This window comes from Streptomyces sp. NPDC002868 (assembly GCF_055563295.1).
Genome location: NZ_JBVHDR010000005.1, coordinates 168,396 through 182,107, shown reverse-complemented (window position 1 = coordinate 182,107; position 13,712 = coordinate 168,396). Strand labels below are relative to the sequence as shown.

The 13,712-nt window shown below is 69.0% G+C and carries 11 protein-coding genes; 6 read left to right on the top strand and 5 right to left on the bottom strand.

Going from position 1 to position 13,712, the window contains the following annotated elements; translation table 11 throughout:
• Nucleotides 1–230 precede the first annotated feature (230 nt).
• A complete protein-coding gene (locus tag ACZ3H8_RS17510; RefSeq protein WP_467402614.1) occupies nucleotides 231–647 on the bottom strand; it encodes an ATP-binding protein in 417 nt (138 codons plus the stop codon).
• Between the two features lie 176 nt (nucleotides 648–823).
• Between ACZ3H8_RS17510 and ACZ3H8_RS17505 the strand changes: the two genes are divergently transcribed.
• The gene (locus ACZ3H8_RS17505) at nucleotides 824–1,591 is read left to right on the top strand and encodes an IclR family transcriptional regulator (RefSeq protein ID WP_467402612.1); all 768 of its coding nucleotides are present in this window, start codon (nucleotides 824–826) and stop codon (nucleotides 1,589–1,591) included.
• A gap of 44 nt (nucleotides 1,592–1,635) precedes the next feature.
• The gene (gene glpK / locus ACZ3H8_RS17500; protein ID WP_467402611.1) at nucleotides 1,636–3,150 is read left to right on the top strand and encodes a glycerol kinase GlpK; all 1,515 of its coding nucleotides are present in this window, start codon (nucleotides 1,636–1,638) and stop codon (nucleotides 3,148–3,150) included.
• A gap of 235 nt (nucleotides 3,151–3,385) precedes the next feature.
• Here the strand turns inward: glpK and ACZ3H8_RS17495 are convergent, their stop codons facing one another.
• From ACZ3H8_RS17495 to ACZ3H8_RS17485, 3 genes are all read right to left on the bottom strand, one after another.
• Nucleotides 3,386–4,678 carry a sugar ABC transporter permease gene (locus tag ACZ3H8_RS17495; protein ID WP_467402608.1) on the bottom strand — a complete coding sequence of 431 codons (1,293 nt, stop codon included), beginning with the start codon at nucleotides 4,676–4,678 and terminating at the stop codon, nucleotides 3,386–3,388.
• Nucleotides 4,679–4,689: 11 nt separating this feature from the next.
• Entirely contained in the window at nucleotides 4,690–5,460 is a 771-nt protein-coding gene (locus tag ACZ3H8_RS17490) for an ATP-binding cassette domain-containing protein (protein WP_467402606.1), read from the bottom strand.
• An 80-nt stretch (nucleotides 5,461–5,540) separates the two neighbouring features.
• Nucleotides 5,541–6,659 carry a sugar ABC transporter substrate-binding protein gene (locus ACZ3H8_RS17485; protein ID WP_467402604.1) on the bottom strand — a complete coding sequence of 373 codons (1,119 nt, stop codon included), beginning with the start codon at nucleotides 6,657–6,659 and terminating at the stop codon, nucleotides 5,541–5,543.
• A gap of 804 nt (nucleotides 6,660–7,463) precedes the next feature.
• On the opposite strand from ACZ3H8_RS17485, the gene ACZ3H8_RS17480 reads away from it, so the two are divergent.
• The 3 genes from ACZ3H8_RS17480 to ACZ3H8_RS17470 all read left to right on the top strand — a co-directional run bounded on the left by ACZ3H8_RS17480 (nucleotide 7,464) and on the right by ACZ3H8_RS17470 (nucleotide 11,414).
• A complete protein-coding gene (locus ACZ3H8_RS17480; protein WP_467402602.1) occupies nucleotides 7,464–9,149 on the top strand; it encodes a sigma-70 family RNA polymerase sigma factor in 1,686 nt (561 codons plus the stop codon).
• A gap of 143 nt (nucleotides 9,150–9,292) precedes the next feature.
• Nucleotides 9,293–9,757 (top strand): hypothetical protein, encoded by a 465-nt coding sequence (locus ACZ3H8_RS17475; protein WP_467402600.1) that lies wholly within the window; start codon nucleotides 9,293–9,295, stop codon nucleotides 9,755–9,757.
• Between the two features lie 193 nt (nucleotides 9,758–9,950).
• Entirely contained in the window at nucleotides 9,951–11,414 is a 1,464-nt protein-coding gene (locus ACZ3H8_RS17470) for a hypothetical protein (RefSeq protein ID WP_467402598.1), read from the top strand.
• Nucleotides 11,415–11,492: 78 nt separating this feature from the next.
• Here ACZ3H8_RS17470 and ACZ3H8_RS17465 read toward each other — a convergent pair whose 3' ends face one another.
• Nucleotides 11,493–12,701 (bottom strand): MFS transporter, encoded by a 1,209-nt coding sequence (locus tag ACZ3H8_RS17465; protein ID WP_467402596.1) that lies wholly within the window; start codon nucleotides 12,699–12,701, stop codon nucleotides 11,493–11,495.
• A gap of 167 nt (nucleotides 12,702–12,868) precedes the next feature.
• On the opposite strand from ACZ3H8_RS17465, the gene ACZ3H8_RS17460 reads away from it, so the two are divergent.
• Nucleotides 12,869–13,711: a hypothetical protein gene (locus ACZ3H8_RS17460; RefSeq protein ID WP_467402594.1), complete on the top strand. Its 843-nt coding sequence runs from the start codon at nucleotides 12,869–12,871 to the stop codon at nucleotides 13,709–13,711.
• Nucleotide 13,712 lies beyond the last annotated feature (1 nt).

Genomic DNA, 13,712 nt, shown 5'->3' with positions numbered 1-13,712 from the left:
CAGGATGCCTGCGACACACCGCGCGCACGCAGACGGCCAAGTTGCGTGGTCCGGCACAGAACGGAGGCGAGCGGGCAAGGAGGTCGTTCCGCCCCAGCCGTCGGTGAGGGCCGTGCCGGATGGGCGCGTCTGGCACGGCTCGTCCTGCTGACGAGCATGCTGGTGGCGCTCGTCGTCGCCGGTCTGCGGAGCGTGCGCTTCCGGGAGGCCGGGCTGTCCGGGCTGTCTTCCTACGCCACGAAGAGATCAGCCCAGTGGGTGATCCCGCCGGTGTGGACGTGTATGCCGCAGCGGGCCGACAGGGCGGTAACTATGGCGATTCCGCGGCCGTGCTCGTCCGGGTCATCCGACTGCCTGGCCGGGACGGCGCGTCCCGCGTCGGTGACTTCGACGCGCAGGGCACTGCGTTCGTCGACGCGGACCCACGACAACCGCAGCGTCGCCGGTGGCAGGGCGTGGACGAGCGCATTGGTCAGCAGCTCCGAGACCACCAGGAGCGCATCCATGGTGACGTCCGGGCAAAGGCCCCACTCGGCGAGCACCGCGCGGACACGTCGGCGTACGACCGAGACGGCCCCCGGGGAATGCGGCACGGGAGAGACATGATCGACTGCCTCGCGGGCCACTGTGCTGAGCTGAGCCGCCATGTGCCCTCCTCGGTGTAGCGCTGCCGACGGGACGCCGGCCTCAAACGCACGCTAGGGAGCGATGCGGGGCCGGTCAATGAACAGGGGTCGACATTACCGAACGGAGTGCCTGGATCCTGAAAAATCACCCCATCATGCGCACCGTAGACCGGCAAAGGCGGGCCTAGAATCGCTCTATGGCCGGTCCGGTCCAGTCCATCGAACGGGCGGCGGCAATTCTGCGCCTGCTCGCCGGCGGCCCTCGTCGGCTCGGGCTGGGCGAGGTGGCCGCGTCGCTGGGGCTGGCGAAGGGCACCGCCCACGGCATTCTGCGCACCTTGCAGCACGTAGATTTCGTGGAGCAGGACGCGGCGACGGGAAAGTACCAGCTCGGGGCGGCGCTGCTCCACCTCGGCACCAGTTACCTCGACGTCAACGAGCTGCGGTCGCGCTCCATCAACTGGGCCGACGCCCTCGCCGCCCGCAGCGGGGAGGCAGTCCGCCTGGGCACCCCCCTGGAGGGCAGGGTGCTCATTGTCCACCACGTCTTCCGGCCGGACGACACGCTCCAGACCCTGGACGTGGGCGCGCTGCTGCCGCTGCACGCCTCCTCGCTCGGCAAGGTCCTGCTGGCCTACGGCACCGCGACCGTGGAGTCGGCGGTCGACGCCGGGCTGGATGCGTACACCCGGCACACCCTGGTTGTCCCGGAGGAGCTCAACCGAGCACTCGCCGAGATCCGGGAGATCGGATGGGCGGCCGAGGTTCAGGAGATGAGCATGGGTGACGCCGGCGTCGCCGCGCCCATCCGGGGGCACGGGGGCCTCGTGGTGGGCTCCATCGGCGTGTCCGGACCGGTCGAGCGGGTCTGTGATGCCAAGGGCCAACCTCAGCCGGCCCTGATCACCCTGCTCCGTGAGGCCGCACGGGCGATCTCCAGAGACCTGGGGGCGGCCCGCTGGTAGGTCCCACCACCGCATCCTCAATGCATCGGAAGGCGGTCCGGATCATGGTTGAACGGTATGTGATGTCCATTGACCAGGGCACCACCTCCACCCGTTGCATCCTGTTCGACCACCGTGGACGGTTGGTGTCGGTGGCCCAGCGCGAGCACCAGCAGTATTTCCCGAGGCCCGGCTGGGTCGAGCACGACGCCCTCGAGATCTGGCGCAATCTGCGGCGCGTCGTGCCCGAGGCCCTGTCCGGCGTCGGCGCCGCCGGCGGAGAGGTCTCCGCCCTGGGCATCGCGAACCAGCGCGAGACCACGGTGCTCTGGGACCGGCGGACAGGCACCCCGCTGGGGAGAGCGATCGTCTGGCAGGACACCCGCACCGCTCCGCTCGTCGAGGACCTGAGAAACCACCCCGGCGACGATTTCTTCCTGGACCGCTGCTACCTGCCGCCCTCGACCTATTTCTCCGCGCCACGAATCCGCTGGCTGTTCGACCACGTCGCGGGGCTGGAACAGCGAGCCCAGGACGGCGAGGTGCTGTTCGGCACGATGGAGACCTGGCTGATCTGGAACCTCACCGGCGGGACGGCCGGCGGTCAGCACGTCACCGACGCCACCAACGCCAGTCGCACGATGCTCATGAACATGCGCACGCTCACCTGGGACGAGGAACTGCTGGGGTTCTTCGGGGTCCCCCGCGCCATGCTGCCCGAGATCCGGTCCTCGGCGGAAAGCTACGGTGAGGACCGCTCGGTGGTACCGGGCCTCCGCATCGCGAGCGCGCTCGGCGATCAGCAGGCTGCACTCTTCGGGCAGACATGCTTCTCCCCGGGCGAGGCGAAGTGCACCTACGGGACCGGCAGCTTCCTGCTGCTCAACACCGGCAACAACGTCGTACGGTCGCGGAACGGACTTCTCACCACCGTTGCGTACAAGATCGCCGATCAGCCCGCGGTCTACGCGCTGGAAGGCCCGATCGCCGTCACAGGCTCGCTGGTCCAGTGGTTCCGTGACCGTCTGGGACTGATCAGCAGCGCGCCGGAGATCGAGACCCTCGCGCGCACCGTCGAGGACAACGGCGGCTGCTACATAGTCCCGGCGTTCTCCGGTCTCTTCGCGCCCCACTGGCGCAGCGACGCACGCGGTGTCATCGTCGGCCTCACCTCGTACATCACCAAGGGGCACCTGGCCCGAGCTGCGCTGGAAGCCACCGGCTGGCAGACGCGTGAGGTCGTCGACGCCATGAACGCCGACTCCTCGCTGACCCTGAATGAGCTCAAGGTCGACGGCGGCATGACATCCGACAACCTGCTCATGCAGATCCTGGCCGACGTCCTCGACGTGCCCGTGGTGCGGCCCATGGTCGCCGAGACTGTCTCGCTGGGCGCCGCCTACGCCGCCGGGCTGGCCGTCGGCTACTGGTCGGACCTGGAAGTCCTGCGCCGCAACTGGCACCGGGCGGCCCAATGGCTGCCGGACATGGACTCCGCACGGCGCGAATCGGAATACGAAAACTGGCAGCGTGCCGTCGAGCGATCGTTGGGGTGGATCAAACCGTCGGACCGCCTTTGATGGGCAAACCATTACGCATTGTGACCGAGGCGCAATCGTGCAGCGACCCCTTGCGATGGCTCGCGCGGAGCACTGCCGGTGCCGAAGAGAACTGGGGTTGCGGGGCGGATGCTCGGCGGACGCGTCAGGTCCCGGCTGTTGAGGTGCCGACGGGGCCGAGTGGCCCGGTGCGGCGGTGGCTGACTTTGCCGACTGTGGCCTACGGGTTCGTGGCCAGGTCCGGGCGCCTGTGTGGTCAAGCCCTGCCGTGTGCCTTCTGCGAGAGGTGCGACAGCGAGTCGACGGCCACGGCGGCGAGGAGCACACCACCGGTGATCACGGATTGCATCGGCGTCGGGATGCCCAGGAGAACCATTCCCGACGCGATCGACTGGATGACGAGTATGCCGAGCAGGACAGACCAGGTTGTACCGCGGCCGCCGAACAGGCTGACGCCGCCGATGATGGCTGCGGCGACGGCGTTGATCAGCAGGATGCTGGAGCCCGAGGTCTGGCCCACCGCGGCGACGCGTGAGGCCAGGAAGAGCCCGCCGACAGCGGCCAGCGTCCCGGACACCATGAATGCCGAGATCCGCAACCACACCACGTTGATGCCGGCGCGCCGGGCTGCTTCGGCACCCCCGCCGATGGAGAGGATCTTCCGCCCGTAGAACGTGCGGCGAAGGACGAAGTCGAGGCCGACGACGAAGGCCAGGAAGATCAGAAGAGCGAGCGGCAGGCCCTGGAAGCGGTTCAGGATATAGGCGGCGGCGAACGCGACCAGTGCCACCGCGCCCGTGCGCACGGTGATGACACTGAGCGGCCGGGACCGCACGTCGGCGGCCCTGCGGCGGCGTGCGTCCCGGTAGGACGCGAGCAGGAACGCGGCCACGATGAGCGCCGCCAGCCCGTACGCGACTGCCGCGTCGTGGAAGTAGTAACTGGTCAGTGCGTGGATCAGGCCCTGCTCGTGGAGGTTGATGGTGCCGCTCGCGCCCAGAACATAGAGCATGAGGCCGTTCCAGGCCAGCAGCCCTGCCAGGGTGACGACGAACGCCGGTACGCCGATCCTGGCCGAGAAGAACCCCTGAACGGCTCCGATCCCCGCCCCGACGAGCATGGCGGCGACGATCGCCAGCCACTCCGGCAGGCCGTTGCTCACGTTCAGCACGGCGAACACCGCCGCCGTGAGCCCGCTGACGGAGGCGACCGACAGGTCCACCTCGCCGAGCAGCAGCACGAAGGCGATGCCGAGGGCGATCATGCCCGTGCCGACGATGTCCACGCTGAGGTTGGACAGGTTGCGGGGCGACAGGAACTGCTGGTGAAGGCTCTGGAAAACGGTCCAGAGCACGACGACGCCGATGATGCCGGGCAGCGATCCGAGTTCGCCGCTGCGCAGCTTGCGGGTGAAGTCGCCGACGTAGCTCCTGAAACTGCCCTCGCCGCCCGCTGCGCGGCGCTGGCCGACGGCTGTGGGCACGCCGTCGGCCGAATCGCCACCCGCCCTGGTGGGACCGAGATTCTCGGATGCCCGCGTCCTGTTCACATCGCTCCCTCTCACGCCCAGGTCTCGCGATGGGTTACGGCGTTGTCGGTGGCGCCGGTGATGGAGGAGACGATCTGCTCCTGGGACGTGGTCGGCACGCTGAAGAAACCATTGTTGCGACCGAGGTGCAGCACCGCGACCCGGTCCGCGACGGCCTTGACGTCACCCAGGTTGTGGCTGACGAGGAGAACGCCGACCCCGCGTTCCCTCAGCCGGTCGATCAGGTCGAGGAAATGGATGGTCTGCCTGACGCCGAGCGCAGCGGTCGGTTCATCGAGGATGAGCATCCTGGGTTCGCTGAGAAGAGCGCGCGCGATCGCGACCGTCTGGCGTTGGCCCGCGGAGAGGGAGGCGACGGGGACGCGGACGCTGGGGATACGCATGGAGAGGGTGTCCAGCAGGTCCAGTTCCCCGGCCCGGCGCTCCATGGACACTTCGTCGAGGATTCCGGTCCTGCCGATCTCGTGGCCGAGGAAGAGGTTGCCGACGACATCGAGGGTCTCGCACAACGCGAGGTCCTGGAAGACGCTGGCGATGCCCAGGCCCTGGGCATCGCGGGGGCGAGTGATCCGGACGGGACGGCCGTTCCACTTGATGACACCCTCGTCGGCGGGGGCGACGCCGGTGATCACCTTGACGAGGGTGGACTTGCCCGCGCCGTTGTCGCCCACCAGGGCGACGACTTCTCCGGCATGGATCTCCAGCTCGACGTCCGAGAGTGCCCAGACAGCGCCGAACCGTTTACAGACTCCGCGCAGCGCCAGCAGGGGCGTGCTCGGCATGTGAACCACCTCCTTTGCCCGTCCCGTCTCTCCCGGCAGGTGATGCCGCACGATGTGCGGGAGGAGCGGCGTCGGGCGGCCTATTCGGTGAGTCCGGCTTTCCGGCAGGCGGCTTCGACCGCCGGGGTGCAGATCTGGCTGACCGTGTAAAGGCCGCTTTTGACGACCGTGTCCTTGATCGTGCCGACGGTTACGGGGACGAGGGGCCCCAGGACGGCCGGAATCTCCTTGCTTGTGTCATTGCTGACACGGTCCGTTGCAATGGTGTCGAGCTTCTCGCCACGGCCCAGGGCGACGGCCATCTCGGCGGCGGCGTTGGCTTCTGCTTCGAAGGACTTGTAGATGGTGACGTACTGCTCGCCCTTGACGATCCGCCGCACGGCCGAGAGGTCGGCATCCTGACCGGTGACGGGCGGCAGCGGCCTGATACCGGCGGCCTTGAGCGCGGTGACCACGCCACCCGCGAGCCCGTCGTTGGCCGACAGGACGCCGTCGATCCTGTCCGCGCCCAGCTCGGCGATGGCGGCCGACATGTTCCTGAACGCGTTCTCCGGAATCCACTCGGCGGTGTAGTACGACCTGCCGATCTTCACCTTGCCCTTGAGCACGGAGAGCGCGCCCCTCATCAGGTCTCTCGTGTTCGGGTCGGTGGGGTCACCGTTCATCATTACGATCTGGCCGCCGCGCGCCTTGGGACCCATCGCTTTGAGGAGCTCCTCCGCCTGGATCCTGCCGATCTCCTCCGAGTCGTAGCTGGAGTAGGCCGCGATGGGGCCCTCGGCGAGGCGGTCGTAGGAGACCACCGGGACGTGCGCGTCGCGGGCCCTGGTGATCGAGGAGCGGAGCGCCTTGTCATCGACGGGATCCAGGATCAGGACCTTGGCGCCGTCCGCGATCATGGATTCGACCTGCTGCTGCTGAGTGGCCACGTCCGCTGAGGCGTAGGCGTGGGTCACCCTGCAGTCGGGGCACAGCGCCTTGACCTTCTCCACGATCAGGGGCTTGTCGGCGGTCGCCCAGCGAGCGGTGTGAGTGTCCGGGAGCAGCAGTCCGATCGTGAAGCCGCCCCTGCCGGAGGTTCTCCCGCCCGCGTCCTCGCCTGCCTCGCCGACCACCCCGCAGGCGGCGAGACCGGCGAGCGTGCACGCCGCTGTCACGGCGACGACAGCACGACCCGGACAGTTCTTCGTCCGAGGCATCTTCCTGCCACGTCTCCTGAGGCTGTGCACTGTCTGGAGTCGAACCGACATAATCCCCAATGTATGAGAAAACATGAAACAGTGACGGCTGGACAGTGCGGCGGACCCGGCGCGGTGGCAGAGCGATCCCGCCCAGCCCGCGACGCGGACGCCCTGGCAGGCGGGCGATACGCAGCGAGCAAGTTCCAGGGAGGGCGTGGCCGGCGCGGGGGAGGACAGTGGGCTCCATCGCCGCCGCGGCGGCCGCCCCGTGATGCCGCGCAGAAGGCGGCGCCACCTGACCGGTGGTGGACGAGTGCGGGCTTGCCGTGGGGGTCGCGCCGTCGACGACGGAGGTGATCAGCGGCACCAGCGCTGTCATGACTGCCGTCAGGGCCAGGAGAACCAAACCTCTGCCTCTGAGCCGGGACAGCCGGGACAGCCGGAACAGCCGTGACGCCGCGACCATGCCGCCGCTTTGCTGACGCTCTGCTAATTCGGTCCACTCACTGCCGAGTTGATGGGGGTGGTACGTACGTTCAGGACGTGCGGCCGCACACCGCGGGCACGACCCTGTACGGCCGGCCCGGGATCATCCGGTGCGCGAGCGCGAGCGCGAGCGCGACCAGCGTCCGCACCGGCCCGTCCGTACGTAACACTGCGCCATGTAAGGTCTGCGTTTCGCACTTCTCGCCCGCCCGGATGCGTCACGCGTCTTCGGCGTTTCGCTCCTCAGACCAAACCATCCCAGACGCTTCCGTCGGTATTCGAACATCGACCAGAATGCCGCTCCCCTCATGTCACACCCGGAAGGCATGGGTAACAATGCCCAATGAGCAAGAAATATCCCTGTCCGACGCCGAACTCACCGCCGCAATCAGAGAGTTGCAGTCCGACGCCCCAGTGGACGAGTTATACCGCCGGCACCGGTCCGCCGTTTTCTGCTACGCACTCGCCTGCTGCCGCGATCGGCACACCGCCGAAGACCTCACCTCGGAAGCCTTCGTCCGCACACTCCAAGCCGTACGGTCCGGCAGCGGTCCGGAGGCCGCCTGGCGCCCGTACCTCCTCACCGTCGTCCGCCGTACCGCCGCCGACTGGGCGGGCACGGCTCGCCGCACCGAGCTGTCAGCCGACTTCGAGCAGTGGCTCGCCAACGTGTCCGACACCCCCGAGGCCGAGAGCGGCGAGGAGCGGATACTCCGCCTGGAGGAGAACAGCCTTGTCCTACGGGCGTTCCGCTCGTTGCCCGAGCGCTGGCAGACCGTCCTTTGGCACACCGCCGTCGAGGAGGAACCGGCCACGACGATCGGCCCCCTGCTCGGCCTGGGCGCGAGCGGTGTCAGCTCGCTGGCGTCCCGCGCCCGGGAAGGTCTGCGCGAGGCCTACCTGGCGGTGTACGGCGAGAACGCCTCCGGCACCGACGAGTGCCGCCGATACAGCTCCCTGCTCGGCGCCGCCGTGCGCCGCACGGGCCGCCGTACGAACAAGGACCTCGACCGGCACCTTGCGGAGTGTGAGCGCTGCCGCGCGGCGCTCATCGAACTCACCGAACTCAACGAGCGGTTGGGCTCGGTGCTGCCGGCTGGAGTGCTGCTGTGGGGAGGCTCGGCGTATATAGCGACGCGGCTGGCAGAAGCGGGCGCGAGTGCCGGTGGTATGGCCATCGCACCCGGCGCACCGGACGGCTCCGTCCCCCTGGACGGCGGTACGGGGTGGTGGGCCAAGGCCAAGGACGCCCCGCTGTCCTCGGGCGCGGTCGCCGGTTCCGTAGTCGCCGCCATCGGGATCGCAGTCCTCGTCGCGCCGATGCCTTTCGGCGACGACGGGAAGGGGTCGGAGAGCTCGCCGCACGCGCGGGTGGCACAGCCGCCCGTTTCGGTTTCCGATCATCCGCCGCCCGTCACGCTCACAGCCACGCCCTCCCAGACCGCCGCGGCGCGCCAGGCCGGGCACTCCGCCACAGCGTCAGCTCCCGCATCCGGAGAGTCGGCGCAGCCATCGCCCACCGCGGCCGACCTCGGGGTCGTCAAGTGGTCAGGCAGCCTCCGCAACGCGGGAGTCAGCGCCATGTGCGTCGAGCCCGCCGGTACGAGTGTCGTCCAGAACGCGTGCGACGACGGTAAGGACCAGGTCTGGGAGACCTTTTCGTTCAAGGAGAACAAGGACTACACCTGGCTGCGCAACGCCGCCACTGGCGAGTGCATCGACTACCGCGGAGGCACCCAGGAGGTGTCCGACAACGCTGCCAATGTGCGGATCAGGATGGGACCCTGCCGCGCGGTCGGCGACGGGCAGCTGTTCCGCTTCGACCCGTGGTGGGGCGAGAGCGACGGCAGCTACCTGGTGCGCGCCGAACTCGAAGACGGCAAGGCCTGGGACGAGATGCAACTCGGCATGCTGGACTGGTGGGAAGGGAACGACCCGCCGCCTGAGAAGGACGCCCCCGTCGTGCTCACGTACAACTACTACAACGCCCCACGGCTCCGCTACCACATCGACGTCAAGTGACCCACTGGCCAGGGCCCGTGCGACGCCACCCGGCCGCACGGGCCCATTGGGCAAAGCGTTAGCAAAGCGGCGGGATGACCTCCGCCGGGCACAGTCCTCCTTGTGACCGTCTGTACTTACGACACACATCCCGGGGGACCCCGATGGTCCGAAGTGTCCTCGCGCACCAACTTCACCAGCGCTTCAGCGATGCGGAGATCGGACAGTTCGTACGACACGGCAGAACGGCAGCCTCCTTCAAGGACCGGGAAGCTGTCTCGAGGGGCACGGAACAGGTCTTCAGCGACCTCTACGACGCGACGGCGGTCGGTGGCCCGCCCGCAGGCTCGCTACGGGGAAGCTTGTTGCGCTTCGACACCATCGATTTCGGCGATGACGGCCGGACCCGGACCGACATCACGCTCGGCCTCATAGCCCACGGCCCGCCCGGCGCGGAGATCGCCGTCCGCCTCGACCGGCCCGACGCTCCGGTGGTGGCCACGATCCCCATCCCCGAAGCGGGTTCGGCACGTTGGGTGCATGCGCCCATGCGGCCCACCGCCGGTGTCCACGCGGTGTATCTCACGGCGTGCTGCGCCGTGGGCAATTCCTGCGTCAGCATCACCTAATTCACCTTCAGCTGACTCTCCCCGGAATACCTTGCCGGCTCCGGAGCAAGACGTCGGCCGGCAGGCCGGTGACGCCATGCGGGCCTTCACCCATGGCTGCCACCGGACTTGAGTGGAAGGTTTCTCGATGCATTTGGTCCTGGGTTCGCGGCCGCCACGGCAGCCTCTTTCCGACGCTGCTCTGATTCATGCGGTGCGCAAAGGACGAGTCGAACTCTTTCGGCATCTCTATCGCCGCCACTACGCCGCCGTGCAGGCGTACGCCTCCCAATGCATGCCGGGTCCACTGCATGCGCACGAGGTGACATCACAAGTCTTCGCGCAACTGCTGCAACGGATGGTGTCCGGGGAGGGCTTCGTCGGACAACGTCATCCGGGCTGCCTGCGACCCCAGTTACTGGGCAACGTGCGCACCGCGGCGATCACGAGGTGGCATCGGGAGCGCGAAGCGCTGTCGCCGGACTTCCGGGCCTGGGTCGCCGCGGGAGGCCGGTGGCCCTGGGGAGAGGACGGCCAGTTGGCTCTCGCGTTCCAGCGCCTCCCGGCCACCACACAGTGTCTGCTGTGGCATTCGGTGGTGGACCGGGACGATCCCGCGTCGACGGCCCGCATCACGGGGCTGGCCCTCCATGCGGTCAAGGACTGGTGCGACCAGGCCAGAAGCGCGCTGCGCCAGGCCCGTACGGACCTGTATCTCGAGCGGCTGGAGCGTCAGGACTGCAGGGAGGTGATCAAGCGGCTGGCCCTGCGGCTCGAGGCGTCGCCGACCGAGGAGGTCGCGGATCATCTCCGCGTCTGTCCGGCATGCATGGGTGTCTACAAGGACGTGTCCCGGCTCGACGGGCAGCTCGAAGCGCAGCTGCCCGTACGACTGTTGGGGTGGTGGACCGGTCAGGATTACCTGCGTGCGAAGGCGGCCATCCCCGTGCCCCTGGACGATCCGCCGTTCCTGACGAGGCTGATGGAGCAAGCCCGGGTCGATGCCCCCGCACAGCGCTCGCGCGTACGCCGGGCCCGGGCCACGGCGGCCACCACCCCGCGTCACCGGGGAAGAATGTGGGCGGCGTCCCCGCGGCTCCTTCGTCGCTCGCGGGCCGCTGTCGTGGTCATCGGCTTCCTGGTCGGCGTTGGCGTGGGCATGGTCGCGCTGGCCGCTTGCGATCAGCAGCGCGGGGCCCAGGGGCACCCGCCGTCTGCGTCCCGGTCTTCGCCCGCGCCGGACGACTCTCCGTCGCCGGAAGCACCGACTCCCCCTACGTTCCGGGCCGGAGACCGCGTCCCTGCTGATGCGTACACGTTCCAGCGCGGGACAACTGCCGGCTCCGGCCGGGGCACCCGTGTCCTGGGAAGCTCCTCTTTCCTGCGCTACGACCGTGTCGATTTCTCCACCGGGGACGCGCTCGCCCACGCCAGACTCGCGGGGCCGCCGGGCGGCGGTGCGTGGATAGAGCTCGTGCTCGATTCCCCTGCCCGATTACCGCTGGCGCGGATCACGCCAACCGCCGACGGTTCCCTGCACGACATCTCGGTGCCAGTCATCCCTGTCGACGGCGTGCACCGTGTCCATGTGACCGCGCATTGCCCGACGACCGCCGAGCCGTGCATCGAACTCCATGCGTTCGGTACCGAGTCATCCCTGCCCCCGGGCGCGGAATGACGACCGCTTACCGCGGTCGACGGGCTTCGTTGCCGACGGCCGTAGCCGGCAAGAAGCGCGGCCCTCAAGGGCGCCCGGTTACGCCCCCGTCGGCGGCCTGCGCGCAGCGTAGGTTCCCGCGCCCGCCGCCAGCAGCATCACGCAGCCCGTGAAAATCAGCCCGGCTTGGCGCAGCCCGAGCCATGTGGCCATGGCGCCGACACCGACCACCGGCAGCGAGATCCCGGCGTAGGCGACGACGAAGAACGCCGAAATGGTGCCGCCACGATGCTGTGCCGGGGCCGCGCCGCTGACCAGGGTGAGCGCTGCGCGAAAGGCCAGTCCCTGGCCGGTGCCGCCGCACAGGGCGCCCAGGACGAGCAGGAGCATGGATTCGGCGATCAGTGATGACGCCACCAACAGCAGGCCCACGATGAGGATGCCGCACCCCACGGGGAGCGCGAGGCGCGCGCCGATGCGTTGTGTCAAGGACTGCCCGACGGTCGAAGCGAGGAACACGGAGAACACCACCGCGCCCGAGACAGCCAGGTTGTGCACACCCAGCGTCTGCGAGGCAAAGCTCGGCGCGACCGCCGTGAACAGCCCGAGAAGCGCGAAGCCGGCGAACGCCGCCACCGCGGCGGGCGTGAACACACCCTTCACCTCCGGCGGCACCGTGACTCCCTGTGGCTTCAGAGGTGGCCATCGCTTCGGCTCCGCCACCGTCTCCGGCAGGAACCAGGTGATCCCACAGGCCACAGCCACCAGCCCCAGGTGGACCCAGAACGGCAGCATCAGCGGCCAGGGCGTGTACTGCGCCAGAAGGCCGGAGAGCAGTGGCCCGCAGCCCAGACCACCCATGTTCGCCGCGGTGGCGGCGAACCCGGCCCGCGCCTTCTGCCCAGGACCGGCCAGCTCGATGACGGCCGCTGTCGCCGCGCCGCTCAACAGGCCGGCCGCGCAGCCGGACAGCAGCCGCCCCGCGAAGAGCAGAGGCAGACCGCTCTCCAGGAGGAAGCATCCCGCGCTCGCGGCCGACAAGGCCATGGCGATCAGGAGCACCGGTCGGCGGCCGACCTCGTCGGAGTAGTTTCCCGCCACCAGCAGTACGGTGATGACCGCGACGGCGTACACGGCGAAGACGACGGTCACCATCAGCTCGGAGAAGCCGATCTGTTCCTGGTAGAGCCCGTACAACGGTGTGGGCAGGGTGGTCCCGGCCATCCCGATGGCGAACACCGCTGCCGCAGCCGGATAGCCCGGTCGCCAAGCACCGTCTGCGTTCACCGCGCCCCTGCGAACGATCACGCACGTCACCCTACGAGCGCCCCCTCGCTGCCGCCGCCCGGCACGAGGCGGCGCGCTGCCCACGGGGAACGCGGCCGGGTCCGGGGTCTGTGACGTGAACCGGAGTAGTGGGACGATGGCTGCCCGGACCGTATCGGCGGTCGGTACACGTTTCCTGTGGGGCACTCATGAACATCTGGCTCCCATTCCGGCTCTTCGCCGCAACGGCCGTGACCGGCCTGATGCTCACCGCCTGTGGGGGTTCTGGCGGGCCCCCGACCGCGTCGGGATCGCCGTCCGCCGCACCGGGAACGTCCTCACCGTCGCAGTCGCCCGCGACGCCCGTCCCCTCGGCCCCGGCGGCGACGACACCGCCGGGCACGCAAGTGCCGACCACGCCCGCACCCGGCGGCAGCCTGCCAGTGCTCGGCTCCGGGCGTTTCCAGCCGTTGTGGCCGTTCACCACGCTCGCCGAAGCCCAGGCGTGGCAGCGTGACTATCGCTCCGGCGGACACGCGCCCTGGCATCTCGACCCGGACCAGACCGCACTGTCCTTCACCCAGGGCTACCTCGATTTCCGGGACATCGGCCGGATCTCCTCGCACACCGTCAGCGGTCCGCACGCCCGCATCGGCGTCGCACCGAGCGGGCCCGAAGGCGGCACCGCGGCGATTGTCCACCTCATGCGGTACGGCACAGGCCCGGACGCCCCGTGGGAGGTCGTGGGCACCGACGACACGACGTTCTCCCTGACCATGCCCGGATACGGGTCGCTCGTGCGTTCACCGATGGTGACCGGCGGGCGGATCACCGGCGTGGACGAGGGCATCCGCGTGCAGGTGCGCCAGCCATCGTCCGGGGCGCTGTTGGGCACCTCGTGCTGCACCTCGGCGGGCGGCAACGACCAGCCCTGGAAACAGTCGGTGTCCTTCTCCGGAGCCCGCGACCCGGTGCTCACGGTTGTCGCATCCACCGGCGGGCACGTCGCCGAGGTTGAACGCTTCACCGTCACCGCGGTGCGCACCGGCTGAC